The organism is Georgenia muralis (assembly GCF_003814705.1).
In the GTDB taxonomy this organism is placed as follows: domain Bacteria; phylum Actinomycetota; class Actinomycetes; order Actinomycetales; family Actinomycetaceae; genus Georgenia; species Georgenia muralis.
On sequence record NZ_RKRA01000001.1, the window covers coordinates 653,108 to 679,737 of the forward strand.

Annotated in this window: 16 protein-coding genes and 1 pseudogene; 13 read left to right on the plus strand and 4 right to left on the minus strand. The window is 74.3% G+C overall.

Annotated features, from left to right (window positions below; genetic code table 11):
* Positions 1 to 32: 32 nt before the first annotated feature.
* Positions 33 to 1,229, minus strand: coding sequence for a dipeptidase (locus EDD32_RS02845; RefSeq protein ID WP_246005946.1), 1,197 nt, complete (start codon positions 1,227 to 1,229; stop codon positions 33 to 35).
* A gap of 156 nt (positions 1,230 to 1,385) precedes the next feature.
* Here EDD32_RS02845 and EDD32_RS02850 point away from each other — a divergent pair, with 156 nt between their 5' ends.
* From EDD32_RS02850 to EDD32_RS20080, 3 genes are all read left to right on the plus strand, one after another.
* Entirely contained in the window at positions 1,386 to 2,297 is a 912-nt protein-coding gene (locus EDD32_RS02850) for a GNAT family N-acetyltransferase (protein WP_246005947.1), read from the plus strand.
* 108 nt (positions 2,298 to 2,405) lie between these two features.
* Positions 2,406 to 3,350, plus strand: coding sequence for an ABC transporter ATP-binding protein (locus EDD32_RS02855; RefSeq protein ID WP_123914435.1), 945 nt, complete (start codon positions 2,406 to 2,408; stop codon positions 3,348 to 3,350).
* The gene (locus EDD32_RS20080) at positions 3,347 to 4,336 is read left to right on the plus strand and encodes a hypothetical protein (RefSeq protein ID WP_123914437.1); all 990 of its coding nucleotides are present in this window, start codon (positions 3,347 to 3,349) and stop codon (positions 4,334 to 4,336) included. Before EDD32_RS02855 ends, EDD32_RS20080 begins: the two co-directional genes overlap by 4 nt.
* A gap of 42 nt (positions 4,337 to 4,378) precedes the next feature.
* Here EDD32_RS20080 and EDD32_RS20085 read toward each other — a convergent pair.
* Positions 4,379 to 7,080: pseudogene (locus EDD32_RS20085) on the minus strand (cation-translocating P-type ATPase); the annotation flags it as partial.
* A gap of 223 nt (positions 7,081 to 7,303) precedes the next feature.
* Positions 7,304 to 8,449, minus strand: coding sequence for a N(5)-(carboxyethyl)ornithine synthase (locus tag EDD32_RS02870; RefSeq protein ID WP_123914439.1), 1,146 nt, complete (start codon positions 8,447 to 8,449; stop codon positions 7,304 to 7,306).
* Positions 8,450 to 8,690: 241 nt separating this feature from the next.
* Here EDD32_RS02870 and EDD32_RS18690 point away from each other — a divergent pair, with 241 nt between their 5' ends.
* The 4 genes from EDD32_RS18690 to EDD32_RS02885 all read left to right on the plus strand — a co-directional run bounded on the left by EDD32_RS18690 (position 8,691) and on the right by EDD32_RS02885 (position 14,309).
* A complete protein-coding gene (locus EDD32_RS18690; RefSeq protein WP_170175176.1) occupies positions 8,691 to 8,858 on the plus strand; it encodes a hypothetical protein in 168 nt (55 codons plus the stop codon).
* Positions 8,859 to 8,963: 105 nt separating this feature from the next.
* Complete coding sequence (locus EDD32_RS02875; protein WP_123914441.1) at positions 8,964 to 10,553, plus strand: peptide chain release factor 3; 1,590 nt, start codon at positions 8,964 to 8,966, stop codon at positions 10,551 to 10,553.
* Between the two features lie 265 nt (positions 10,554 to 10,818).
* Positions 10,819 to 12,438 carry a ribonuclease J gene (locus tag EDD32_RS02880; protein ID WP_123920104.1) on the plus strand — a complete coding sequence of 540 codons (1,620 nt, stop codon included), beginning with the start codon at positions 10,819 to 10,821 and terminating at the stop codon, positions 12,436 to 12,438.
* Positions 12,439 to 12,785: 347 nt separating this feature from the next.
* Positions 12,786 to 14,309 (plus strand): SulP family inorganic anion transporter, encoded by a 1,524-nt coding sequence (locus EDD32_RS02885; protein WP_123920106.1) that lies wholly within the window; start codon positions 12,786 to 12,788, stop codon positions 14,307 to 14,309.
* Positions 14,310 to 14,390: 81 nt separating this feature from the next.
* Here EDD32_RS02885 and EDD32_RS02890 read toward each other — a convergent pair whose 3' ends face one another.
* On the minus strand, positions 14,391 to 14,771 hold the full coding sequence (locus tag EDD32_RS02890) for a MerR family transcriptional regulator (protein ID WP_123914443.1): 381 nt from the start codon (positions 14,769 to 14,771) through the stop codon (positions 14,391 to 14,393).
* 130 nt (positions 14,772 to 14,901) lie between these two features.
* On the opposite strand from EDD32_RS02890, the gene EDD32_RS02895 reads away from it, so the two are divergent.
* The 6 genes from EDD32_RS02895 to EDD32_RS02920 all read left to right on the plus strand — a co-directional run bounded on the left by EDD32_RS02895 (position 14,902) and on the right by EDD32_RS02920 (position 26,620).
* Positions 14,902 to 15,864: an ATP-binding cassette domain-containing protein gene (locus tag EDD32_RS02895; protein ID WP_170175178.1), complete on the plus strand. Its 963-nt coding sequence runs from the start codon at positions 14,902 to 14,904 to the stop codon at positions 15,862 to 15,864.
* Entirely contained in the window at positions 15,861 to 16,679 is an 819-nt protein-coding gene (locus tag EDD32_RS02900) for an ABC transporter permease (protein ID WP_123914445.1), read from the plus strand. The genes EDD32_RS02895 and EDD32_RS02900 overlap by 4 nt, the downstream gene beginning before the upstream one ends.
* Before the next feature lie 225 nt (positions 16,680 to 16,904).
* Complete coding sequence (locus EDD32_RS02905) at positions 16,905 to 22,091, plus strand: 2-oxoacid:acceptor oxidoreductase family protein (RefSeq protein ID WP_123914447.1); 5,187 nt, start codon at positions 16,905 to 16,907, stop codon at positions 22,089 to 22,091.
* On the plus strand, positions 22,088 to 24,943 hold the full coding sequence (locus EDD32_RS02910) for a sulfide/dihydroorotate dehydrogenase-like FAD/NAD-binding protein (RefSeq protein ID WP_123914449.1): 2,856 nt from the start codon (positions 22,088 to 22,090) through the stop codon (positions 24,941 to 24,943). Before EDD32_RS02905 ends, EDD32_RS02910 begins: the two co-directional genes overlap by 4 nt.
* A gap of 147 nt (positions 24,944 to 25,090) precedes the next feature.
* Positions 25,091 to 25,489, plus strand: coding sequence for a VOC family protein (locus EDD32_RS02915; protein ID WP_123914451.1), 399 nt, complete (start codon positions 25,091 to 25,093; stop codon positions 25,487 to 25,489).
* Positions 25,490 to 25,717: 228 nt separating this feature from the next.
* Entirely contained in the window at positions 25,718 to 26,620 is a 903-nt protein-coding gene (locus tag EDD32_RS02920; protein ID WP_123914453.1) for an ABC transporter ATP-binding protein, read from the plus strand.
* The last annotated feature ends 10 nt before the right edge of the window (positions 26,621 to 26,630 follow it).

Consider the following 26,630-nt stretch of genomic DNA (forward strand, 5'->3'; position numbering starts at 1 on the left):
GCACCGACCTTCCCCCCGCCCACGACGCCCCCTCAGCGCACCCGCGGCCAGAGCGTCTCCGCCGCGGCGTCGTCGGCGTCGCGCAGCACCCGCAGGACGTTGCCGCCGGCGAGCGCGGCGAGCTCCGCCCGGGACCAGCCGCGCGCGGCCAGGGCGTCGAGGAGCCGCGGGTAGCCCGAGACGTCCTCCAACCCGTCGGGGAGCCGGTCGACGCCGTCGTAGTCGCCGCCGAGGCCGATGTGGTCGACCCCGGCGACCTCGCGGGCGTGCTCGACGTGCCGCACGACGTCCTCGATCCCGACCCGGGGCCGGGGGTGGTCGGCCTCCCACCGGGCGAGCTCCTCCTCGGGCACCGCCGTGTGCAGCGCGCTGTCGTTCTCGGCCGCGGCCACGGCGGGGTCCTCCCCCGGCCGGGGAGCGCGCGGCCACGGGAAGGCGTGCTCGCCGAGGGCCTCCTGGGCCTCGCGCCACCAGCGGGCCGCCGCCGCGGAGAGGAAGGACGGGACGAAGGTCAGCTGGACGACCCCGCCGTTGCCGGCCAGCCGGGACAGGACGGCGTCGGAGACGTTGCGCGGGTGGTCGCCCTCGGCCCTGGCCGAGGAGTGGGAGAAGATCACCGGCGCGGCCGCGACGTCGAGCGCGTCGTGCTGGGTGGTCTCCGCAGTGTGCGAGAGGTCCACGAGCATCCCGATGCGGTTCATCTCCGCGACCACCGCGCGACCGGTGTCGGCCAGACCGCCGGCGACCTCGGCGCCGGTGGCCGAGTCCGCCCAGGACGTGGAGTCGTTGTGCGTGAGGGTGAGGTAGCGCACCCCCAGCCGCGCCAGCGCACGCAGCACGCCCACCGAGCCGGCGATGGCGTGGCCGCCCTCGGCGCCGAGGAGGGCGGCGACCCGGCCGGAGCTGAAGGCGGCGAGGACGTCCGGCTCGGTGCAGGCCAGGGCGAACGTGCCCGGGTAGCGGGCGACGAGCCGGTGCACGAGGTCGATCTGCTCCAGCGTGCCCACCACCGCCTCCGGCTCGGGCAGGGTGGACGGGACGAACACCGACCAGAACTGCGCGCCGACCCGCCCGGCCCGCAGCCGCGGGATGTCGGTGTGGAAACCCGTCCTGGGCCGGTCGAGGTCCTCGACGGAGGAGCCGGCCCGTCCCCGCAGGGCGTAGGGCCAGTCGTTGTGGCCGTCGACGAGCGGCGTCTCGGCCAGGACCTGCTCGACAAGCTCGTGCACGGCGCTCCTCCTGACGGCGGCCGGGGGCCCGCGGGTCCGCCGGGGCGTGGTGCCCATCATCGTCGCCGGGCGACGACGGCGCTCGGGAACCGGGAGCGTGCGGTCCGGTCGCGGAAATCGATGGCGCCCGCCGTCGGGCACCGGTTCACTGACGTCATGGACGTCCCCGCCCTCGAGGGCCTGCCCGCCGGGCTCACCCAGCGCCCGCTCGTCCCCGGTGACGCAGCCGCCCTCACGGCGATCATCGCCGCCGAGGAGCTCGCCGACACCGGCGAGGTCTCCATCGAGGAGGCCGACATCGTCGCGGACTGGCAGCGGCCAGGCTTCGACCTCGCCGCGTCCGCCGTCGGCGTCCTCGACGGCGGGCGCCTCGTTGCCTACGCCGAGCACTCCGGCGCCGACCGCGCGGACGCCTCGGTCCACCCGAGCCACCACGGCCAGGGCATCGGCACGGCGCTGGCGGACTGGGTGCGCCGGACCGCCCGGGCCCGCGGTACCTCGGCCGTGGGGATGCCCGTGCCGGTCGGCTCGCCCGGCGACCGTCTGCTCGACGCGCTCGGCTGGCGCGTGCGCTGGACCAGCTGGGTGCTCAGCCTGCCCGAGGGCCGCGAGATCCGGCCGCAGCCGCTCCCGGCCGGCTACGCGCTGCGGGAGGCGGCCGCCGCCGACCACCGGGCGGTGTGGACGGTCGTCGAGGACGCCTTCCTCGAGTGGTCGGTGCGCGAGCGGCAGACCTTCGAGGACTTCGCCGCGCAGGTGATGCTCCGGCCCGGGTTCGAGCCGTGGAACCTGCGCGTGGTCACCGACCCGTCGGGTGACGTCGTCGGGGCGTCCTTCGTCGTCGTCGCGCACGGCGAGGGCTACGTGGACCGGTTGGCGGTGCGCCGCGACCAGCGCGGCCGTGGCCTGGCGACGGCGCTGCTCGCCGACTCCTTCGCCCGCGCCCGGGAGCACGGGGCCACCCGGTCGGGCCTGAGCACCGACTCGCGCACGGGTGCGCTGGGGCTCTACGAGCGGGTCGGCATGGAGGCGACCCAGACCTGGGTCAACCGCGCGACGGAGGTCTGAGCCGGAGCGACCGCCTCTCGCGCGCGTCCGTGCCCGCCGCACCCCGACCCTTCGCTAGCATCCGGCCAGGTCGGGACGTCGCGGCCACCGACGGACCCCGGGAGCCCGATGAGCCAGCTCGCCATCGAGACCACCGCCCTGCGCCGGACGTACCGCGGCCGGGGCGGGACCCGGGTGGGGGTCGAGGGCCTGGACCTACGGGTCCCGGTCGGTGGCGTCCACGGGTTCCTCGGGCCGAACGGCTCGGGGAAGACCACCACGATCCGCATGCTCCTCGGGCTCGTCCGGGCTGAGTCCGGCACGATGCGCCTGTTCGGGCAGGAGGTGCCCGAGCACCTGCCCGACGTCGTGGGCCGGGTCGGCGCGATCGTGGAGTCCCCGCGGTTCTTCCCCACATTCACCGGCCGGCGGAACCTCGAGCTGCTCGCCGGGGCGGTCGGCGCCCCGCGCGCCCGGGTCGGTGAGGTCCTCGAGGAAACCGGCCTCGCCGGGCGCGACCGCGACCGGTACAAGGGCTACTCCCTCGGCATGAAGCAGCGGCTCGCGATCGCCGCGACCCTGCTCAAGTCACCGGACCTGCTCATCTTCGACGAGCCGACCAACGGGCTCGACCCCGCCGGCATCCGGGACATCCGCCGCACGATGCGCCGGCTCGGGGACGAGGGGCGCACCGTGCTGGTCTCGAGCCACATCCTCGCCGAGGTCGAGCAGGTCGCCGACACGGTCTCGATCATCGGACGGGGGCGTCTGCTCGCCGAGGGACGCGTGGCCGACGTCATCGGCGACCGCGGGGTCCGGGCGGTGCGTGTGGGGGTGCCCGACCCCGGCGCGGCCGCGGCCGTCCTCACGGCGGCCGGGCTCCAGGTGCGGCCGGAGGGGCCGGCCCTGCACGTCACCGGCGCCGATGACCCCGCCCGCATCACCGAGGTCCTGGCCCGGGCGGGCATCTTCGTCCACGAGCTCACCCCGCTGCGGGCCGACCTGGAGTCGGTCTTCCTCGACCTCACCGCGCCCGGCGGGGACGCGCAGCCGACCGGCGGTGAGCAGCGGTGACGCGCCTGCTCGTCGTCGAGCTCCGCCGGCTGTTCTCCCGGCGCCTGGTGGTCCTGGCCATGGCCGGCGCCCTGGTGGCGACGGCGCTCGTCCTGGCGGGGGTGTGGCAGTCCTCCCGGCCGATGTCCGGCGACGCGCGGGCCCGGGCCGTGGCCGAGTTCGAGAGGGCGCAGGCGGACTGGGCGGAGAACGGCGACGAGAACGTCGCGCAGTGCCTGGCCGCTGAGGAGCGCGAGCGCGAGCTCTCCGGTGGGGACGTCGACTTCGGCTGCGACCAGATGGAGCCGCAGGAGGAGTGGTTCCTCGTCACCGCCCCGCCGCTCGAGGACACCCTGCCCGGGGTGCTCGCCGGGCACGCCTACCTCCTCGTCCTCCTCGCGCTGGTCGTCGGTGCGACCTTCACCGCGGCCGAGGTGAGCACCGGCTCGCTGAGCACGTGGCTGACGTTCGAGCCCCGCCGGCTGCGGGTCTACGCCAGCAAGCTCCTCGCGGCGACCCTCGGGGTGCTGCCCGCGACCGTGGTGCTGGTGGGGGCGCTGGTCGGGGGCGCGTGGCTCGTCGCCAGGGGGTTCGCTCTCGCGGGGACCATGACGTCACGCGACTGGGGGGACGCGGGCGCGACGGCGCTGCGGGTCCTGGCCCTGACGGCGGTCGTCGCCATGGCGGGTGCCGCCCTCGGCGTCCTCGCGCGCCACACCGCCGGCGTCCTCGGGGCGGTCGTGGGGTACGTCGTCGTCGTCGAGCTCGTCCTCGCCAACCTCATCCCCCGCCTGCAGCCCTGGCTGCTCATGAAGAACGTCGAGGGCTGGGTCGCCGGCGGAACGGTGTACTTCCTCCAGACCTGCACCACCGACGCCAGGGGGACGCTCTGCGACGTGACCGACCGGGCGCTGCCCCTGAGCCACAGCGTGGCCTACCTCCTCGTCCTGGCCGCGCTCGCCGTCGCCGCCGGGGCGCTGGCCATCCGGCGCCGCGACGCCGTCTGAGACACGGGCCCGCCGGGTCCGGGCGCCCTGGGTCGCCGCACGCGCACGCCGGGTCCGCGCACCCGACGTCCCCGCACGCAGGCGCTTGTCCGCCGCGTCGACGGCGAGGAGGACCGGTCCGGCGGCGAGCGCGACGGCCCAGCCGGCCGCCGGCGGGGCCGCGTGCCCGAGCAGCAGCGCGACCGGCGTGACGAGGAGGACGACGACGGAGAAGGCGAGCTCCGCCGTCGCGGCGGGCAGGAGGAGCCGGTTGGTCGTCCAGCCGAGGGCGCCCGGCCACCGGGTGGAGCTGCGGCAGGCGAAGGCGTTGGCGGTCTGGGCGAGCACCACCGTCATGAACGCCGCCCCGGAGGCGGCCGCGAGGTCCTGGCCCGTGGGGAGCGTCCCGCCGGGCCGCCACCCGGCGGCGACGAGGGAGACGATGAACGCGAGCATCGTCAGTGCCGCGACGAGGGGGCCGAGCAGTCCGAAGGCCCGCCGCAGGACGGTCCGGCTCAGCAGACGCCCGCGCACCGGCGGGCCGTCGAGGAGGTGCCGGGCCGGCGGCTCGGCACCCAGCGCCGTCGCCGAGAGGGTGTCGGTGCCCAGGTCGAGGGCGATGATCTGCAGGACGCCCAGCGCGAGCGGGAACCGGCCGCCGGAGAGCGCCCACACGAGGAACGGGGTGAGCTCGGCGACGTTGTCGGTGAGGTGGTAGGTGAGGAAGCGACGGACGTTGACGAACGTCGCCCGGCCCTGCTCGATGCCCGCGACGATGGAGGCGAACGCGTCGTCGAGGAGGACGAGGTCGGCGGCCTCGCGGGCGACGTCGGTGCCGGAGCGGCCCATCGCCACCCCGATGTCCGCCTCGTGCAGGGCCGGGGCGTCGTTGACGCCGTCGCCGGTCATCGCCACGACGTGGCCGCGCGAGCGCAGCGCCCGGGCGATGCGGAGCTTGTCCTCCGGCGTCACGCGGGCGACGACGACGCCGTCGTGGTCGAGCAGCGCCGCCAGGACCCGCTCCTCCGCGGGCAGGTCCGCGCCGGTGAGCAGCGGCGCCCCGGGGCGGCTCAGCCCGACCTCGGCGGCGATCGCCGCAGCGGTGGCCGGGTGGTCCCCCGTGACCATCGCGACGGCGACGCCGGCGCGCCGGCACGCGGCGAGGGAGGCGGCGACGTCGTCGCGCGGCGGGTCCTCCAGGGCCAGCAGGCCCAGCAGGCGCAGCCCGGACCCCGCCTCCTCGGGCGTGGTCGGCAGGTCACCGGCGACCGGGGCGCCGGCGACGGCGAGCACGCGCAGCCCGCGCGCCGTGAGCGCGTCGACCTGGGCGTGGGCGGCGTCAAGTGTCCCGGCTCCCGCCGTCGTCGCGGCTTCCGCCGTGGTCGCGGCCTCCGGCGTCGTCGGGCCGGCCGGTGCGCACAGCGGCAGCACGCCGTCCGGAGCGCCCTTGACGACGGCGCCGCCGGCCACCACCACCGACATCCGGCGGACCCGGGGGTCGAACGGGAAGCGCCGGTCCACCGTGTGCGCCCGCCGGTCGGCCTCGGTGTCCAGACCGAGGCGGTGCGCGAACGCGTCGAGGGCGGCCTCCATCGGGTCGCCGTGCGCCTCCCACACGCCGCGCACCTCGTGCGCGTACCCGGTGGAGCAGCGCACCGCGGCGAGGGCCAGCGCCGTGCAGGCACGCACGGCGTCGTCCACCGGGGTATCGGCGGCGCGGTGCGCGGCGGCGGCCCCGTCGTCCTGGCTCCGGTCGCCCGGCCGGCCGGCCCGGACCCAGGACAGTTTGGCCGTCGGCCCGTACCCGGTGCCGTCGACGACCACACCGCCCGCCGGCGTCCACGCCTCCACCACCGTCATCTCGTTGCGGTGAGCGTGCCGGTCTTGTCGGTGCACACGAAGGTGGTCGAGCCGAGCGTCTCGACGGCCTCGAGGTTGCGCACGAGGATCTGCCGCTTCGCCATCTGCTCGGCGCCCCACGCCAGGGAGAGCGTCACGGTCGGGAGCAGCGCCTCGGGCACGAGGGCGACGGTGACGCCGACGGCGAAGACGAACCCGTCCTGCACCGGGTTGCCCACGAGCAGGGAGATCCCCAGGAATGCCGCGCCCACGCCCACCGCGATCCCGGCGACCACCCGCACGAGGGCCCGGAGCTCGCGGGTGAGCGGGGTGTCGGGCGAGGCCGACGTCGTCAGCCGGGCGATGCCGGCGAGGCGGGTGCCCGCACCGGTGGCCCGCACGCACGCCCGCGCCTCCCCCTCGACCACGAACGTCCCGGCGAAGATGACCTCCCCGTCCGCCACGGCAGCGGCACCGCTCTCACCGGTGAGCATGGCGGTCTCGACGAGGAGGCGGTTCCCGCGCTCGACGACGGCATCGGCGGGCACCCGGTCCCCGCTCTCGAGGAGCAGGACGTCCCCGACGACGACCTCCGCGGCGTCGACGATGCGGCGCCGCCCGTCCCGCCGGACGGTGACCTGGGTGGGGAGCATGGCGCTCAGCCGGTCGGCTGCGCGGTCGGCCCGGGCCTGCTGGGCGAGGGCGAACACCGCGTTGAGGACGACGACGGCGGCGATGGCGGCGGCGAGCTCGGGCAGGCGGCCGAGCAGCGCCAGCCCCGCGGCCGCCCAGAGCATGAGGGCGAAGAAGTGGGTGAGCTCGCCGGCGAGCCGCCGGGCCGCCGAGGGACGGCGCGCGGCGGGCAGGAGGTTCGGACCGTCCCGGGCGGGCCGGGCCGCCGCCTCCGCCTGCGTCAGACCGGCCATGGCCCCTCCGCCTCACGGGCGGTGCACGGTCCGGTGCGGGCGCCGACGTCCGCGGTCGGCCGGCGTGCGCCGCCGCCGGGACCAGCATGCGCCGTCGTGGGCCCGCCGGGTCAGGTCCGTTGGTCCCCGCCTGACCGGGTCGGACGCGCCGAGGGCCACCTCGCGGGAGCCGGCGACCGGGCGCGCACGCCCTCTCAGGTGGCCGGCGGCCGCACGCTCCCGCTCAGGTGGCCAGCGGCCAGTGCGGGTGCTCCACCGCGCGGCCCTGGAACGACAGGATCGCCCGGTTCTGCACGATGCCGTCGCGGATCTCGACGGCGCGCGCGATCGTCCGGTTCCGCTCCCAGGCGTCGGGTCCCTCCATGACGGGGCGGAGGAAGGGCAGCAGCGCGACGGAGTTCTCCCACGTGGCGGAGTTCCACAGGTAGGACGGGCTGTGGTCGACCGCGTAGTACAGGACGTTCTCACCCACGGTGAAGGTGGGGTCCTCGAACGTCGTCGGGCGCGCCCAGCCGAACCCCATGCCCGCGTCGCAGGAGACGTCGACGACGACCGTTCCGGGGCGCAGCGACGGCAGGTCCTCGTCGGTGAGGAACATCTGCGGGGCGTCGGTGTCCTGGAGGACGCAGTTGACGATGACGTCGTGCCCCGCGAGGAACTCGGCCAGCGGGACCGGCCCGTCGTCGGTGGCGACCTCGCCGGTGTGCGGCGGTTCGTCGCTGTCGAAGTGGATGATGCGGGCGGAGTGGATGGGGGCGGCGACGGCGGCGATCTGGCGGTGGGTGAGGACGTCGACGTCGTGCACCCCGAACGCCGTCAGCGCGGTGACGGCGCCGCGGGCGGTCGCCCCGAAGCCGATGACGACGGCGCTCAGGCGCCGGCCGTAGTCACCGCTGGTCCCGGCGAGCTGCATGGCGTGGAGGACCGAGCTGTAGCCCGCGAGCTCGTTGTTCTTGTGGAACACGTGGAGGTTGAACGAGCCGTCCGCGTTCCAGTGGTTCATCGCCTCGAACGCGATGAGCGTGAGGGAGCGGTCGATCGCCACCTGCGTGAGCTCGTGGTCCTGGACGCAGTGCGGCCAGCCCCACAGCACCTGGCCCCTGCGCAGCCCCGCGATCTCCTCGATGAGGGGCTTGGGCTGGAGGACGACGTCGCACTCCTCGACGAGCTCGGCCCGGGTGCGGAAGCCCCCGACCACGCGCTCCAGGGCGGCGTCGGGGACGCCGAAGCGCTCGCCGTACCCGCGCTCGAGGAAGACGTGGCCCCGCAGGTCGTCGGGGATGCGCGCCAGGTGCGTGGGGTGGATGGCGAGCCGGCGCTCGTTCTCCTTGCGCGACGACCCCATGACGCCGAGGCTGAGCAGCGCCATCGGACCTCCTCGTGGCCGGACGTCCGTCCCGGCGGCTGCGGTGCCTCCCCCGTTCGGCCTTCCCGGCAGCGTACGCCGGGGGACCTCCGGGCGGAGCCGTTCGCCCACGGGTGGGACGCGGTCGAGCGGGAAGGCAGATCGACACCTGTCGGGTGTAGCGTCGGCAGAACATCCCGTCCGCCGCCACGGCGGGTTGTCCGGCGATGGCACCTTGTGGCGCTCCCAGGACGGCGCTGCAACCATGACCCGAGAACGCCCGACATCTCCCGAACGCATCGACACCCACAACTCGTCGATCGACGCCGACCGGGCCGGTGAGGGCGCCTGCGCCCGGGTGCACCTGCCCACGGGCACCGTGTGCACGCTGCCGCGCGGCCACGTCGAGTCGTGCGAGTTCGTCCAGCCCTGAGCGCGGCGGCGCCCGGCCGCGTCGTCGGCCGATCGGCCGCACCCTGCCGGAACGTTAGAATCTCCTGACGGCCCATCGCGGGCAGCCGACCACCCAGGAGGACGAGTGAGCCAGACGGCCGAGCGCGTCGACGTCGCCACCGAGGCGGCCCGCCGGCGCACGTTCGCCGTCATCAGCCACCCCGACGCCGGCAAGTCGACCCTGACCGAGGCCCTGGCGCTGCACACCCACGCCATCGCCGAGGCCGGGCACGTCAACGGCAAGGCCGGTCGGCGCCGCACCGTCTCGGACTGGATGGACATGGAGCAGGCCCGCGGCATCTCCATCACCTCCGCCTCGCTCCAGCTGGACTACCGCGACACCGTCCTCAACCTCCTCGACACCCCCGGCCACGCCGACTTCTCCGAGGACACCTACCGGGTGCTGGCCGCCGTCGACGCCGCCGTCATGCTCGTCGACGCCGCGAAGGGCCTCGAGCCCCAGACGATGAAGCTCTTCGCCGTCTGCAAGCACCGGGGCATCCCCATCATCACCGTCATCAACAAGTGGGACCGGCCCGGCCGTGACGCCCTCGCCCTCATGGACGAGATCGCCGAGCGCACGGGCCTGACCCCCACACCGCTCACCTGGCCGGTGGGCATCGCCGGGGACTTCCGCGGGGTCCTGGACCGCCGCACCGGGGAGTACGTGCGCTTCACCGCCACCGCCGGCGGCGCGCACATCGCCCCCGAGGAGCGTCTCGACCCCGCCACGGCCGCCGCCCGCGAGGGCGACGCCTGGGACGTCGCCGCCGAGGAGTCCGACCTCCTGCACGTCTCCGGGGCCGACCACGACGACGCGACCTTCCTCGCAGGGATCTCCACCCCGCTGCTCTTCGCCTCCGCGGTGCGCAACTTCGGCGTCCACGCCCTCCTCGAGGTCCTCGTCGACCTCGCGCCGGCCCCGGACGCCCGGCCCGACGTCGACGGCGACCCGCGCGAGATCACGGAGCCGTTCAGCGCGTTCGTCTTCAAGATGCAGGCCGGGATGGACACCGCCCACCGCGACCGGCTGGCGTTCGTGCGGGTGTGCTCGGGCGTCTTCGAGCGCGGCAGCGTCGTGACGATCGCCCGCACCGGCCGTCCGTTCGCCACCAAGTACGCCCAGCAGGCGTTCGGCCGCGAGCGCACGGTGGTGGACCTGGCCTACCCCGGCGACGTCGTCGGCCTGGTCAACGCCACCGACCTGCGGGTCGGCGACACCCTCCACGACGGCCGCCGCGTCGAGTTCCCGCCCCTGCCGACCTTCGCCCCGGAGCACTTCGCCGTGGCCCGGGCGGTGGACCCCAGCCGGTACAAGCAGTTCCGCCGTGGCATCGCCCAGCTCGACGCCGAGGGCGTGGTCCAGATCCTGCGCTCGGACCTGCGCGGCGAGCAGGCACCGGTCTTTGCCGCCGTCGGGCCCATGCAGTTCGAGGTGGCCCAGCACCGGATGGCCACCGAGTTCAACGCACCGATCCGGCTCGAGCAGCTCGGCTACTCCACCGCCCTGCGCACCGAGCGCGCGTGGGTGCCCGCGATCGACGCCCAGCTCGGCGCCGAGGTCCTCGAACGCACCGACGGCCAGCTCCTCGCGCTCTTCGCCGACCGCTGGCGGCTGCAGACCTTCCGGCGCAACAATCCCGAGGTCGTCCTCACCCCGCTCGTGGCCGCGTGACGACCGACCGGACCTCCGACGAGGTCCCACCCGCCCCCGGCCCGCACGGGCCGCACCCGACGAAAGACTGACGATGAGCCCCGCTGCCCAGAAGAACGCCCCCGCCAAGAACAGCACCACCCAGAACGCCCCCGCCCGGAGCGCGCGCGCCCCGAGGAGCGCCCCGAAGAGCACCCAGAGGACCGCTCGCGCCCCCCGGAACGCCCCGAGGAGCGTCCCCGCCCCCGGGGCCCCCGCCCCGCTCGCCCCCGGCGGGCTCCGCGTCATGCCGCTGGGCGGCCTGGGCGAGATCGGCCGGAACATGACCGTCTTCGAGCACGCCGACAAGCTGCTCGTCGTCGACTGCGGGGTTCTCTTCCCCGAGGACCACCAGCCCGGGGTCGACGTCATCCTCCCCGACTTCACCCCCATCCGGGACCGCCTCGACGACATCGTCGCGATCGTGCTGACCCACGGGCACGAGGACCACATCGGCGGCGTCCCGTACCTGCTCAAGGAGCGCGCGGACATCCCGCTGATCGGCTCGGAGCTGACGCTGGCGTTCATCACGGCGAAGCTCAAGGAGCACCGGATCACCCCGTCCACGGTGCACGTCGAGGCCGGTGACCGGCGCACCGCCGGCCCGTTCGACCTGGAGTTCGTGGCCGTCAACCACTCCATCCCCGACGGCCTCGCCGTCGCGATCCGCACCTCGGCCGGCATGGTCCTGCACACCGGTGACTTCAAGATGGACCAGTTCCCCCTCGACGGCCGGATCACCGACCTGCGCGCCTTCGCCCGGCTGGGCGAGGAGGGTGTGGACCTGTTCCTCACGGACTCCACCAACGCCGAGGTCCCCGGCTTCACCGTCTCCGAGCGGGACCTCACCCCCGCCATCGACCAGGTGTTCGCGACCGCGCCGCGCCGCGTGATCGTCTCCAGCTTCGCCAGCCACGTGCACCGCATCCAGCAGGTCCTCGACGCCGCCCACGCCCACGGGCGCAAGGTCGCCTTCGTGGGCCGGTCGATGGTGCGGAACATGGGGATCGCCCGCGACCTCGGCTACCTCACGATCCCCCGCGGCCTGGTCGTCGATGCGAAGAAGCTCGAGCAGATGCCCGACGAGAAGGTCACGCTCGTGTGCACCGGCTCCCAGGGCGAGCCCCTGGCCGCCCTGTCCCGGATGGCCAACGGCGAGCACCAGATCGAGGTCGGCGACGGCGACACCGTGCTGCTGGCCTCCTCGCTCATCCCCGGCAACGAGAACGCCATCTACGGCGTCATCAACAAGCTCACCGACCGCGGGGTCCGGGTGGTGCACAAGGGCAACGCCAAGGTCCACGTCTCCGGTCACGCCAGCGCCGGCGAGCTCGTGTACTGCTACAACATCGTCCGGCCCCGCAACGTCATGCCGGTGCACGGCGAGGCCAAGCACCTGCGCGCCAACGCCGACCTCGCCATCCGCACCGGCGTCCCGGCGGAGGGCACCGTCGTGGCCCGCGACGGCGACGTCATCGACCTCGTCGACGGCCGCGCCCGGCTCGCCGGGCACGTGCCGGCGGAGCTGGTCTACGTCGACGGCGAGACGATCGGCCGCGCGACCGAGGGCGTCCTGGCCGAGCGCCGCCAGCTCAAGGACGGCGGCGTCGTGACCGTCCTGGCGATCCTCGACCCCGAGACCAACGCACTGGCCGAGCCGCCCGAGTACCTCACCCGCGGCTTCGTCAGCGACGGCCGGCTCCTCAAGGGGGCCACCGCCGAGATCACCACGGCCCTCGCCCGGACGGCGCCGGGGACCGACGACATCGGCAAGCTCGAGTCGGTCATCGCCGGTGCGGTCGCCCGTCATCTCGGCCGGGCCCTGCGCCGCGAGCCGGTCGTCATCGCGGTGGTCGTCGACGCCTGACCGTCCGCCGGCCGCCCGTCCCCCTGGTGACCGGCGCCGGGTGCCCGGTTCGCGGGCGCCCGGTTCGCCGGCGCCCGGCGGGCAGCGGGCAGCGGGCGGCGGGTCGGCGCCCCTGACACCGCGGTGCGAGCGAGGTCACGACCACCTGGCGGGACCGCCGGTGACTCTTACCTCTCGTCACGTTAGGGTTCGGGCCAGCAGCCCCCGCCGGCGACGTCCCCTCGGTCCTGGTCCGACCCGGCACCGCTGCGCCACCCAGGTGTGATGACGCGCCGCCCGACCTGACCACGCGGGCGCGGACCGCGTCCATCACCCCGGGAGTCCTCGTGACCTCACCCTTCGCTGCCCTGCGGACCAGCCGCACGACCCCCGAGGAACGCAAGCGGGACCGCACCGACGACGTCACCTCCGTCCGGGCCGCCCTGCGCGACCCGCGCCGGCTGCGCACCGAGGTCCTCGCCGGCCTCGTCGTCGCCCTCGCCCTCGTCCCCGAGGCGATCTCCTTCTCGATCATCGCCGGGGTCGACCCGCGCATGGGCCTGTTCGCCTCGTTCACGATGGCCGTCTCCATCGCGTTCCTCGGCGGGCGCCCGGCCATGATCTCCGCCGCGACCGGCGCCGTCGCGCTCGTCATCGCCCCGGTCGTGCGCGAGCACGGCATCGACTACTTCCTCGCCACCGTGATCCTCGCCGGCGTCGTCCAGGTCGCGTTCGGCGTCCTGGGCGTGGCCAGGCTCATGCGCTTCATCCCCCGCAGCGTCATGGTCGGCTTCGTCAACGCCCTCGCCATCCTCATCTTCACGGCCCAGCTGCCCTACCTCACCGACGTGCCGTGGATCGTCTACCCCATGGTCGGCGTCGGCATCGCCGTCATGGTCTACCTGCCCCGGATCACCAAGGTGGTCCCGGCCCCCCTCGTGGCGATCGTCGTGCTGACGACTGCCACGGTGGCCTTCGCCCTGAACGTGCCCGACGTCGCCGACCAGGGCGACCTGCCCGACTCCCTGCCCGCGCTGCTCGTCCCCGACGTCCCGCTGACGCTGGAGACCCTGCAGATCATCGCCCCCTACGCCGTCGCCATGGCGCTCGTCGGGCTCATGGAGTCCCTCATGACGGCCAAGCTCGTCGACGACGTCACCGACACCCACTCGGACAAGACCCGCGAGTCCTGGGGCCAGGGCGTGGCGAACGTCATCACCGGCTTCTTCGGCGGCATGGGCGGCTGCGCGATGGTCGGGCAGACCATGATCAACGTCAAGGCATCCGGCGCCCGCACCCGCATCTCGACCTTCCTCGCCGGCCTCTTCCTCCTCGTGCTCGTCGTCGGGCTGGGCGACGCCGTGGGCACGATCCCCATGGCCGCGCTCGTCGCGGTGATGGTCATGGTCTCCGTCGCCACCTTCGACTGGCACTCCGTCCGGCCGGCCACCCTGCGCCGCATGCCGAAGTCGGAGACCACCGTCATGGTCTCCACGGTCGCCGTCACCGTGCTCACCCACAACCTCGCCTACGGCGTCCTCACCGGCGTCGTCGTCGCCGCACTCATGTTCGTCCGGCGGGTCGCCCACCTCACCGAGGTCGTCGACGTCGCGCACCCCGACGACGACACCCGCGTCTACGCCGTGGTCGGCGAGCTCCTGTGGGCCTCGTCCAACGACCTCGTCTACCAGTTCGACTACGCGGGCGACCCCAGGAACGTCGTCATCGACATGTCGCGCTCGCACATCTGGGACGCCTCCACCGTCGCGGCCCTCGACGCCATCACCACGAAGTACGCGGCCCGCGGCAAGACCGCGACGATCGTCGGCCTGAACGAGGCCAGCGCCGAGCGTCACGAGCGCCTGGCCGGCCACCTCGCCGCCGGCCACTGACGGCACCGACCACCGGACGCCGGCCGCCCAGCGGGCGTCAGGCGGGCGTCAGGCGGGCGTCAGGCGGGCGTCAGGCGGGCGTCAGGCGCCCAGTGTGCGGTCCAGGTCGGCGAGGAACGCCTCGGCGGCGTCGAGCTTGGCCCGCAGACGGGTCCGCCTGGCCTCGGCCTCGGCCCGGACGCGGGTGAGGTCGGCGAGGAGGTCGGCCCGGTCCGCGGGCCCCGCCGCCTCGAGGCGGTCGAGCACGGAGAGGACCTCCCGCATCTCCTCGAGGGTGAAGTCCAGCGGCTTCATGCGCTTGACCACCTGCAGGCGCTCGACGTCGTGCTCGGTGTAGAGCCGGAACCCGCCCTCGGAGCGGCTGGAGGGGCTGACCAGATCGACCTCGCCGTAGTAGCGGATCGTGCGCAGCGACAGACCCGTGCGCTCGGCGACCTCGCCGATCTGGAGGTGTCCCGCCATCGTGAGTCCCTCTCGCCGCCCGGGTGTGGCGACGACTCTATCCGTCTGCCGCCGCGCCGCCGGAACCGCGGACCGGCGGCGCCGCGGCCGGTAGCGTCGGGGTCGCCCACCACCGACCGATCGAGGCAACGTGACGAGCACGGCCCCGCCCCCCACCGCCGACGGCGTCATCACCGTCGAGCACCTCACCAAGACCTTCGGGCCGGTGCGTGCCGTCGACGACCTCAGCTTCACGGTCGCACCCGGCCGGGTCACCGGGTTCCTCGGCCCGAACGGGGCGGGCAAGACGACCACCCTGCGGGTCCTCCTCGGCCTCGTGCGTCCGACGGCGGGGCGCGCCACCATCGGCGGGCGCACCTACGGTGAGCTCGGCCGGCCCATGCGCACCGTCGGGGCGGCGCTCGAGGCCGCGAGCTTCCACCCCGGCCGCACCGCCCTGGGCCACCTGCGGGTCTACGCGCCGCAGGCGGGCGTCGGCGACGCCCGGTGCCGCGAGCTCCTCGACCTCGTCGGGCTCGGCCCGGCGGCCCGCCGCCGCGTGGGCGGTTTCTCCCTCGGCATGCGCCAGCGCCTCGCCCTGGCGACGACGCTGCTCGGCGACCCGCGCGTCCTCCTCCTGGACGAACCGGCCAACGGCCTCGACCCCGAGGGCATCGCGTGGTTGCGCGCCTTCCTGCGCCACCTCGCCGCGCAGGGCCGCACGGTGCTCGTCTCCAGCCACGTCCTGTCCGAGGTGGAGCAGACGGTCGACGACGTCGTCATCATCAGCCGGGGCCGCCTCGCGCACCAGTCCTCCCTGCCCGAGCTGGCCCGGCTCGCGGAGCCGAGCGTGCGGGTGGTCTCCCCCGACGCCGCCGGCCTCGCCGCCCTCGTCGAGCGGGCCGGCTGGACCGACCGCGCCGAGCGCGACCCGCGCCGCCCCGGCGCCGTGGTCCTGCACCGGGTCGACGCCGCCGAGATCGGCGCCCGCGCGTTCACCGCGGGGCTGGAGCTGCACGAGCTGAGCCCGCGCGACGTCGGCCTCGAGGACGTCTTCCTCCGGCTCGTCGGCGAGCGCGACGAGCCCGGACGCACCGAGGGGGACGTGCGATGAGGGCCGCCCTGGTCACCGAGTACCGCAAGCTCGTCACCACGCGCCTGTGGTGGGTGCTGCTCGCGTCCATGGCCGCCTACATGGCCTTCCTCGCCGGGGTGATGGCGTTCGCCCTCGCCCAGGACCCCGAGTCCATCGGCGGTCCTCCCGGCGCCGGGCCCGGCGCGCCCATGACGCCCGAGCAGGTCGCGGGCACCATCTACACGCTGGCGACCTCACTGGGCTACGTCTTCCCCGTCGTCGTCGGCGCCCTGTCGATGACCGGCGAGTTCCGCCACCAGACGATCACCCCGTCCCTCCTCGCCGAGCCGCGGCGCACGGTCCTGCTCGGCGCGAAGATGCTCTCCTCCGTCGTCGTCGGCCTGCTCTTCGGCCTGGTGGGCACCGGTGCCACGGTCGGTGCGGGCGCGGCGACCCTCGCCCTGCTCGGTGAGCCGACCTATCTCTCCGACCCCGCCGTGCTGCGCAGCGCCGGCCTGTCCGTCCTCGCCCTGGCGGTGTGGACGGTCGTCGGGGTCGGCTTCGGCACGTGGCTGACCAACCAGGTCGTCGTCATCGTCGTGCTGCTGGCGTTCACCCAGTTCGTCGAGCCCGTGCTGCGCCTCGTGCTCGGGCAGTTCGCGTGGGCGGAGGGCATCTCGAAGTACCTGCCCGGCGCCGCCGGCGAGGCCATCACCGGCAGCTCGTTCTACGCCGACTCCGGCATGGCGGCGGGCCTGCTGCCGTCGTGGGCCGGCCTGCTCGTGCTGCTCGGCTACGCCGTGCTCTTCGCCGTCCTCGGCCGCCTCACGAGCCTGCGCCGCGACATCACCTGAGGTCCTCGCGCGTCCGCCACAGGCCTGCGCCTCATATGGGACGAAGGGCACAGGTCGCGCATGAGGGGCGACCTACGCTGGCATTGCCGCCGCTGGACGTGAGGTTGCGATGACCGTTCGGACATCCCTCCCGCCGGGGCACGACGTCGCCGACGACGCCGCCCCGGTGCACGCGGCCGCCCGGGCGCACCACCAGCGCGCCCCTCTCCCGGAGGACGAGGAACCATGAGTGCTCAGCCGTACCCCGGCACGCCCGCCGTCATCAACGGCAACGGCGCTGTCGCCCATGTCATGCGGCACGTCTGCGGCGGGGTCATCGGCTACCCGATCACCCCGTCGACGGAGATCTCCGAGCTCTACGAGGCGGCCCGCGCCGAGGGCGGCCTCAACGTGTGGGGACGGCACCCGTTCTTCTTCGAGCCCGAGGGCGAGCACTCCGCCCAGAGCGGTGCGCTCGGCGCGGCGCTGACCGGCGGCCAGTACATCTCCAACGCCTCCTCCAGCCAGGGGATCCTCTACGCGATGGAGTCGCACTACGTCACCGTCGGCAAGAAGATCGGCGGCTTCGTGCTCCAGGTCGCCGCGCGCGTCGTCTCCAAGCACTCCCTCAACGTCATGGCCGGCCACGACGACGTCTACGCCCTCCTCCCCTCCGGCTACACGATCCTCTTCGGCTCCTCCCCGCAGGAGGCCGCCGACCTCGCCGCCATCGCCTACCGCACCTCCGCGCTCTCGCTCATCCCGGTCACCAACGCCATGGACGGCTTCACCACGAGCCACATGCTCAGCGAGGTCCTCCTGCCCGAGCCGGAGCTGCTGCGGAACTACCTCGGCGACCCCGCCGGGCGCATCCCGTGCCCGACCGTGGCGCAGGAGCTGCTCTTCGGCGCCAAGGGCCGCGTCTTCCAGCTCGGCCAGTACCTCGAGCGGCACGCCGCCGAGATCCGCGAGGACGACGACCGCGCCCTGCGCGCCTACCTCGACGCCGCCGCGGACGCCGTCGAGGCCGACGACGACGGCGACCTCCTCGACGGCACGCTGCCCTGGCTGCCCGAGGAGCTCCACGGCCAGTGGCGGCGCCAGTGGACCGGCGCGTACGCGCGGGGCACCCGCCAGCTCGTCCCCGCGCTGGTCGACGTCCACAACCCCGGCGTGACCGGGCCGGTGCAGAACCAGCCGGACTTCCAGGCCGGCGCCGTCGACCACCGCACCCACTTCGCCGCCGACGTCCCCGCGCTCGCGCGCCGCGCCATGGCCGAGTACGGCGACCTCACCGGCCGTCGCTACTCCCCGCTGCACACCTACGACTGCGACGACGCCGACTACGTCATGGTCGGCCTCGGCTCCATCACCGACGACGTCCGCGCCGTCCTGCCGCACCTGCGGGCCCAGGGGCTCAAGGTCGGCGTCGTCTCCGTCAAGCTCCTCCAGCCCTTCCCCGAGGCCGAGCTCGTCGAGGCGCTGCGCGGCAGGACGGCCGTGACCGTCCTCGAGCGCTCGGACACCACCGCCCTGACCGACCTCGTCACGTCGGCGCTGTTCAAGGCCCGCGCGAACGCCGACGCCGCGGCCGGTAACGAGGGCGCCAGCGCCGACGGCGTGACGCCCGCCCTGCGCTACCCCCACCTCCCGGCGCTGGAACGCATGCCGCGCCTGACGACGGCGATCTTCGGCCTCGGCGGGCACGACGTCCAGCCCCGCCACCTCGTCGCCGCCTTCCAGAACATGGCCGACGGCGACGGCGCGCCGCTGGTCTACCTCGGCTCGCAGTTCTTCGCCGAGAACCCCGCCCCGCACATGGCCGAGGTCCAGGACCGTCTGCGGGCGGCCTACCCCGACACCGAGCTCATGGCACTGCGCACCGGGCCCAACCCGGTCCTGCTGCCGCCGTCGGCGCTGCGCATCCGCTTCCACTCGGTCGGCGGCTACGGCACCATCGCCACCGGCAAGCTGCTCACCGACATCCTCGCCGGCGTGCTGGGCATGCACTCCAAGTCCGCGCCGAAGTACGGCTCGGAGAAGTCCGGCGCCCCGACGAACTACTACATCACCCTCAGCCCCGAGCCGGTCCTCATCTCCAACGCCGAGCTCGAGGACGTCGAGATCGTCATCTCCCCCGACCACAAGGCCTTCGTCCACACCAACCCGCTCAAGGGCCTGGCGCGCGGCGGCACGTTCATCCTCCAGAGCGACCTCGCCCCCGCGGAGGTCTGGCGCGAGCTGCCCCGGCACGCCCGCCGCACGATCCGCGAGCGCGAGATCCGCTTCCTCGTCGTCGACGCCTTCCGCGTGGCCAAGAAGCACGCGCCGACGCCGGAGCTCGAGACCCGCATGATGGGCATCGCGTTCATCGGCGCGGTCGCCGGCCACGTCGACCGCGTCACCGGCGGCGCCGCGCCCGAGGTCATCGCCGAGAAGGTCCGCGCCCAGATCGCCAAGAAGTTCGGCGGCAAGGGCGAGGCCGTCGTCGAGGGCAACATGGCCGTCATCCGCGAGGGCATGGCCGCCACGACCCCGATCGACTACGACGCTCCCGCGTTCGTCGCCATCGACGCCGAGGCCGCCCCGCGCACGGTGCGCACCGTGGCGCTGTCCGCCGCGATGTGCCCGGCGACGACGACGCCTCGGCCCAGCGCCCTGTTCGACCCGGCGTACTACGAGGACCTCGCCGCCCGCCCCTTCCGGGAGGGCACCATCGGGGAGTCCCCGGTGCTGCCCGGCGCCGGGCTGTTCATGCCGTCCGGGACCGGTGCGGCGAAGGACAAGGGCGTCTTCCGGCGCAGCGTGCCGGTCTTCGACCCGACGTCCTGCACGGGCTGCCTCGAGTGCGCCCTGGTGTGCCCCGACGTCGCCATCCCCAACACCGTGCACGAGATCCACGACCTGCTCCTCGCCGGCATCGCGCCGCTGGAGGTCACCGAGGCGCAGCGCGCGACCCTGCGCGCGCAGGTGCCGGGCCTGGCCGCGCGGGTGCGCGAGGCCTACCGGCAGGACCGCACCTACCGCCCCTTCCACGAGGTCGTCGCCGAGCAGGCGGCCGGCCTCGACGTCGACCAGCCGAGCTTCGCCCGCACCGTCGGCGCCCTCGTCAGCCGTCTCGCGCTGTACCCGGTGGCGCGGCCGCGGCCCTTCTTCGACGCCATGGAGAAGGACGTCCCCGGCACCGGCGGCCTGTTCACCGCCACCATCGACCCGTGGAAGTGCACCGGCTGCCTGCAGTGCGTGCAGGTCTGCGGACCCGGCGCGCTGACCGAGGCCGTCCAGGACGCCGACGTCCTCGCCACGCTCGAGGACCGCTTCGAGATCATGACGACGCTGCCCAACACCCCGCGCCGATTCGTCGAGGGCTCGACGACGCCGGACGGCGACCTCAAGCGCCTCATGCTCGACCACGAGAACTTCTACGCCACCACCGGCGGGCACGGCGCCTGCCGCGGCTGCGGCGAGGTCACCGCGATCCGGCTCGTCACCTCCATGAGCCACGCGCTGGGCGAGGAGCGCCGCCGGGCCCACCGGCGCGAGCTCGACGCCCTGGTGACCGATCTCCGGACCAAGCTCGCCTCCTTGGGCGGCGCGGGCACCGCGGGCGCGGCCGGCGACGGCGCGGCCGCCCTCGCGGCGCGGCGCGCGCGCATCACCGAGGCGGTCGACACGCTCGAGGGCCGCCTGTTCCTCTACGAGGGCGGCCCGACCGGCAACGGCCCGGCCTCGACGGTCGTGGCCAACTCGACCGGCTGCTCGAGCGTCTACTCCTCGACGATGCCGTTCAACCAGTACCTCGACCCGTGGGTCAACAGCCTCTTCCAGGACGCCCAGCCCCTCGCCAAGGGGATCTTCGAGGGCATCAGCGCCCAGGCCGTCCCGGCCGTGCGGGCCCTGCGCACCGCCCGCCTGGAGCTCGCCGACGCCTACGACCCGGCCCGCCACGACGCCGAGCTGCGGGTGCTCAGCTGGTCCGGGTTCACCCCCGACGAGCTCGCGCTCCTGCCCACCGTGCTGACGATCGGCGGTGACGGCGCGAGCTACGACATCGGCTTCGGCGCGATGTCTCGCGTGCTGGCCTCGGACACCCCGGTGAAGATGATGGTGCTCAACTCCGGCGCCTACTCCAACACCGGCGGACAGGCCTCCACCGCCAGCTACACCGGCCAGGACTCCGACCTCGCCCGCTTCGGCAGCGCCCACGACGGCAAGCACGAGGGCCGCAAGGAGCTGGCCCTGCTGGCCTCCTTCCACCCGAACGTCTACGCGTGCGCCACCTCGACCGCCCTGTACGGGCACTTCCTCAAGGCCTCGATGGAGCTGCTCACCTACGGCGACGGCCCGGCGGTCATGGACGTCTACACCCCGTGCGGCACGGAGAACGGCATCCCCGAGGACGCCTCGAACGCCCGCTCGCGCCTGGCGGTGGAGAGCCGGATGGCGCCGGTGTTCGTCCACGACCCGCGCCGCGGCTCCACCCTGCACGACTGGTTCTCCCTGGACGGCAACCCCGACGTCGACAGCACCTGGACGACGTCGACCCTGCAGTACGTCGACGACGAGGGCCGCCCGCAGCTCATGACGACGCCGTTGACGCCGGCCGAGTTCGCCCTCGGCGAGGCCCGCTTCACGAAGCACTTCCGCCGGCTCGACCCGGCCCGCGAGGCCGACGCCGTCCCGGTCGACGAGTACGTCGAGCTGCCTCCCGACCGGCGCGCGGGCAAGGTCCCGTTCGTCCACGCCACCGACGACGACCGTCGCCTCATCAAGGTGGCCTGCTCCTCCTCGGTCGTCGCGCTCGTCGAGGACCGGCGCCGCTACTGGCAGACCCTGCAGTACCTCGCCGGACGGCACGAGGCCCAGCTCACCGCCCTGCACCGCGGCGACCTCGCGGCGCTCCAGGCGGCCTACGACGAGGCGGTCACCGCGCGCGAGACCTCCCTGGACGACATCGCCCGCGCGATGACCGAGCTCGCCACGGCGGCGCCAGGTGCGGCCGGGGCGTTCGGCCTGGGCGGCGGTCTCGGCGCCGGCGGCCTCGCCATGACGGGCGCGGGCGCGGCCGGTGCCGGCGCGGCCGGTGCCGGCGCGGCCCGTGCCGGCGCGGCCCGTGCCGGCGCGGCCCGTGCCGGCGCGGCTGGTCCCGCCGCGGCTGGTCCCGGCGCGGCCGCCGCGGCGCCGGGCGCCGTCGCCACGATGGACCTGCCCTTCTTCCTCGACCCCGCCGACCAGGCCCTGTGCAACGACTGCGGCACCTGCTACCAGGAGCTGCCCCAGTTCTTCGAGAAGACGACGGCGATCATCGACGGTGAGGTCCGCACCGTGGCCCGGATGATCCCGGGCTCCCTCGAGGGCGTCGAGATCACCCCCGAGCTGCAGCGGCGCATCGACCGCGTCAAGGCCACCTGCGACGGGGAGATCATCCGATGAGCACCGTCACGCCCCCTCGTCCCGGCCCGGCGCCGGACGCCGCCGAGCTGAGCCGCTACCTCGCGGCACGCAGCGCACTCGACGCCGGCCGCGCCGAGGTCGAGGCCCTGGAGGCCTCCGCCGGGGTCGCGACCTTCAACGGCCAGGTCGAGCTCCTGCGCCGCCGCCTCCTCGCCCAGCCGCGCGCCTTCCGGGACCTGTTCGTCGCCGACGGCACGGCCGCCGTCGCCCACGCGTTCCGCCAGCCCGAGCTCGAGCCCACGTTCGTGCACACCCTGTGGCAGACCCTTCTCCGCGAGGACGACTCCGCCACGGTCCTCATGCGGTTCCTGTGGGGCCTGCCGCTGGGCCTCAAGCGCAAGTTCATCCGCGGGATCGACCACCACCTGGCCGACCGCTACCCGATGTTCGCCGGCCTGTCCGACGGGTGGCCCGCCACCGCCAGCATCCCGCCCTACGTGCGCGACGCCGAGTCCCGCGCGCAGGACTTCGGCCTCGTCAACCAGGGGTACCTGGGCTACATGAGCCTCGGCTACACCGCGCGCGAGGTGGACCTGTTCGTCTGGCTCGAGGCGCTGCGGGACAAGCAGTGCACCGAGAAGCCGTGCGAGCTGGGCGTGTTCCTGGCCAACCACCGCGAGCCGGTGGGCGGCTGCCCGGTCAAGATCCACATCCCGCAGATGCTCGAGCTCGTCGGCACCGGGCGGTTCCGCGAGGCCCTGGAGCTGCTCGAGTCGTGCAACCCGCTGCCCGACGTCACCGGGCGGGTCTGCCCCCAGGAGCTGCAGTGCCAGGGGGTGTGCCTGCACAAGACCCCCATCGCGATCGGCCAGGTCGAGTGGTTCCTCCCCGAGCGGGAGAAGCTGCGCGACCCCGGGGCCACCGCCCGCCGCCTCGCCGGTGTCCCCGACCCGTGGGAGCGCGCGGCCCGCCCACCGGTCGCCATCGTCGGCTCGGGCCCCTCGGGCCTCATCAACGCCTACCTCCTCGCGGCCGAGGGCTTCCCGGTCACGGTCTTCGAGGCCTTCCACGCCCTCGGCGGGGTGCTGCGCTACGGCATCCCCGAGTTCCGGCTCCCCAACACGCTCATCGACGACGTCGTCGAGAAGATCACCCTGCTCGGCGGGCGGTTCGTCACCAACTTCGTCGTCGGCAAGACCGCGTCCCTGCAGGACCTGCGGGACGCCGGGTTCTGGCGCGTCTTCGTCGGCACCGGCGCAGGGCTCCCCCGCTTCATGAACGTCCCCGGCGAGCACCTCCTCGACGTCATGAGCGCCAACGAGTTCCTCACCCGCGTCAACCTCATGCAGGCGCTGCGCCCCGACCACGAGACCCCCCTGCCGGAGACCGCGGGCAAGCAGGTCGTCGTCGTCGGCGGCGGCAACACCGCCATGGACGCCGCCCGCACCGCCCGCCGGCTCGGTGGGCACGTCACGATCGTCTACCGCCGCACCCGCGCCGAGATGCCCGCCCGCGTCGAGGAGCTCGAGCACGCGCTCGAGGAGGGCATCACCCTGCTCGCCCTGCGCTCGCCGTCGGAGTTCCTCGGCGACGACGCCACCGGCTTCGTCCGCGCCGCGACCCTGGACGTCATGGAGCTCGGCGAGCCCGACGAGTCCGGACGACGGCGCCCGGTCGCCACCGGCCGCACCGAGACCATCGACGCCGACCTCGTCATCATGGCGCTCGGCAACGCCGCCAACCCGATCATCAAGGACTCCGAGCCGCGCCTGCACACCACCCGCTGGGGCACCATCGACCTCGACCACGACGGCTCGCAGGCGACGACCCTGCCGGGCGTCTACACCGGCGGCGACGCCGCCCGCGGCGGCTCCACCGCGATCCGTGCCGCCGGCGACGGTCAGGCTGCCGCCCGGGAGATCCTCGGCGAGGTCGACCTCAGCGAGCAGGACGTCGCCGACCGGGTCGGCCGCGCCCGGCGGTACACCGAGGAGGCCGCCGCCGCGCCGGTCATCGTCGCGAAGACCGACCTCGGCGGGGGGATCTGCGAGTTCACGGTCCGCGCTCCCGTCGTCGCCCGGGCCGCGCGGGCCGGGCAGTTCGTCCGGGTCCTCCCCCGGCCCGACGGCGAGCTCATCCCGCTCACCCTCGCCGACTGGGACGCCGACGCCGGCACGATCGTCCTCGTCGTCCAGGGCATGGGGACCTCCAGCCTGGAGATCAACGAGATGTCGGTCGGCGAGGCCTTCGCCGGCGTCGCCGGGCCGCTGGGGCGGCCGAGCGAGATCCACCTCCACGACGAGGACTCCACGGTGGTCATGACCGCGGGCGGGCTGGGCCTGCCGCCGGTCTACCCGATCATGCGCGAGCACCTGGCCGCGGGGAACCACGTCACGCTGATCTCGGGCTTCCGCAGCCGGGAGCTGATGTTCTGGACCGGCGAGGACGAGCGGGTGGGCCGCCTGCAGGCGCGGTGGGGCGACCGGCTCGACGTCGTGTGCACCACCAACGACGGCAGCTTCGGCGTCCCCGGCTTCGTCACCGGTCCGCTGGAGGAGCTGCTCGAGGCGAACCGCCGCGGCGAGGGCCGCCCGGTGGCCGAGGTCGTCACCATCGGCCCGCCGCTGATGATGCGGGCGGTCAGCGACCTCACCGCGCCGTACGCCGTGCCGTGCGTGGCGAGCCTGAACTCGATCATGGTCGACGCCACGGGCATGTGCGGGGCGTGCATGGTCCCGGTGGTGGAGGGCGGCACGCTGGTGCGCAAGCACGCCTGCATCGACGGTCCCGAGATCGACTCGCACACCATCGACTGGGACAAGTTCCTCCCCCGGTTCCGGCTGTTCAAGGACCAGGAGCGGGCCAGCATGGTGGCGCACGGGCGCGCCTGAGGTTCCGCGGCACGGGCAGGGCCCGGCGCCGGCCGCGGTACGGGCCGGCGCCGCTCGGCCGGCCGCGCCGCCCGCCGGCCCACGGCAGACCCCGTGACCATGTCGGTGGCCGGTGCCACACTGGCCTCGACCTGAGGAGGTTCATCGATGTCGAGACTTGTGCACTTCGAGATCCAGGCCGACGACCTGGAGCGCGCCAAGACGTTCTACTCCGCCGTCTTCGGGTGGACGTTCGAGGACTACGGGCAGTTCACCGGCGGCTCTCCCTACTGGGGCATCACCACCGGGCCGGAGGAGGAGCCCGGGATCAACGGTGGCCTGCTCCCCCGGCCGGTCGCCACGCCGGGTCAGGGTCAGGGGACGAACGCGTACGTGTGCACCATGGCGGTCGAGGACTACGACGCCACGGAACGGCGGATCCTCGACGCCGGCGGCCAGGTGGCGCTGCCCAAGATGGCGCTGACGGGCATGGCGTGGCAGGGCTACTACCTCGACACCGAGGGCAACACCTTCGGCATCCACCAGCCCGACCCCGAGGCTCGCTGAGGCAGTCGACGCGAGCGGAGCCGGCGGCCGCCGTCGTGCACCAGGTCCGCGCGGGACCGTCGCCCCTGGTGGCGCTCCTGGGGGAACGGTCGCCCCTGCGGGGACCATCGCCCCTGGCGGCGCCCCTGCGCCGGTGCGACGGTAGGACCCACGCCGGTGCGCCGGGCCCAGGGGCCGCCACCCCGCGGCCCGGCGCACCGGCGGACAGCGCGCCACGAGGGGGGCGTCATGGACCGCAGCGGGGGGCGCGACCGCGGTGCGGCCGTCGCCACGCACGACCTCACCAAGCACTACGGCGCGGTGGTTGCGCTGGACTCCCTCGACCTGGAGGTCCGGGCCGGTGAGATCTTCGGCTTCCTCGGCCCCAACGGCGCCGGGAAGTCGACGACCATCCGGCTGCTGCTCGGCCTGGTCCGGCCCACGCGGGGTACGGCGACGATCCTCGGGGTCCCCGTCGACGACGTCGCGCGCGCCCACCGGCTCGTCGGGTACGTCCCGGGTGACGTGGCCCTGTGGCCCCAGCTCACCGGCACCGAGACCCTCGAGCTGCTGGGGAACGTCGCCGGCGGCGTGGACGCCGCGTTCCGGGACGAGCTCCTCGAGCGACTCCAGCTCGACCCGTCGCCACGCGTGCGCTCGCTGTCCAAGGGCAACCGGCAGAAGGTCGCCCTCGTCGCGGCGATGATGACCCGGCCCGAGGTGCTCCTCCTGGACGAGCCGACCGCCGGCCTCGACCCGCTCATGGAGGCCGAGTTCCAGCTCCTCGCCCGCGAGGCCGCGGCCCGCGGGCAGACCCTCTTCCTCTCCTCGCACATCCTCGACGAGGTCCAGGACCTCTGTGACCGCGTCGGGATCCTCCGGGCCGGGCGCCTCGTCGAGGTGGCGACCCTGAACGACCTGCGCCGGATCGGCGCGACGAAGGTCGAGATCGTCGTCGACGGGCTCCTGCCCACGCTCGACGACGTGCCGGGGGTGAGCGCCGTCGAGACGGTGGCGGGCAACCCGGGCGCGGTCCGGGTCACCGTCACCGGCTCCCCGGGCCCGCTCCTCCAACGGCTCGCCGGTGTGCCGGTGGTCCGCCTGCGCACGGAGGAGCCGTCGCTGGAGGAGATCTTCCTGACCTACTACTGAGCGGAGGTCG

Excerpts from the sequence above, each read along its gene's own strand:
- EDD32_RS02910 (WP_123914449.1), top strand. The coding sequence starts at position 22,088 with ATGAGCACCGTCACGCCCCCTCGTCCCGGCCCGGCGCCGGACGCCGCC.
- EDD32_RS02880 (WP_123920104.1), top strand. The coding sequence starts at position 10,819 with ATGCCGCTGGGCGGCCTGGGCGAGATCGGCCGGAACATGACCGTCTTC.
- EDD32_RS02855 (WP_123914435.1), top strand. The coding sequence starts at position 2,406 with ATGAGCCAGCTCGCCATCGAGACCACCGCCCTGCGCCGGACGTACCGC.
- EDD32_RS02890 (WP_123914443.1), bottom strand. The coding sequence starts at position 14,771 with ATGGCGGGACACCTCCAGATCGGCGAGGTCGCCGAGCGCACGGGTCTG.
- EDD32_RS02900 (WP_123914445.1), top strand. The coding sequence starts at position 15,861 with ATGAGGGCCGCCCTGGTCACCGAGTACCGCAAGCTCGTCACCACGCGC.
- EDD32_RS02870 (WP_123914439.1), bottom strand. The coding sequence starts at position 8,449 with ATGGCGCTGCTCAGCCTCGGCGTCATGGGGTCGTCGCGCAAGGAGAAC.
- EDD32_RS02920 (WP_123914453.1), top strand. The coding sequence starts at position 25,718 with ATGGACCGCAGCGGGGGGCGCGACCGCGGTGCGGCCGTCGCCACGCAC.
- EDD32_RS18690 (WP_170175176.1), top strand. The coding sequence starts at position 8,691 with ATGACCCGAGAACGCCCGACATCTCCCGAACGCATCGACACCCACAAC.
- EDD32_RS02905 (WP_123914447.1), top strand. The coding sequence starts at position 16,905 with ATGAGTGCTCAGCCGTACCCCGGCACGCCCGCCGTCATCAACGGCAAC.
- EDD32_RS02915 (WP_123914451.1), top strand. The coding sequence starts at position 25,091 with ATGTCGAGACTTGTGCACTTCGAGATCCAGGCCGACGACCTGGAGCGC.
- EDD32_RS02850 (WP_246005947.1), top strand. The coding sequence starts at position 1,386 with ATGGACGTCCCCGCCCTCGAGGGCCTGCCCGCCGGGCTCACCCAGCGC.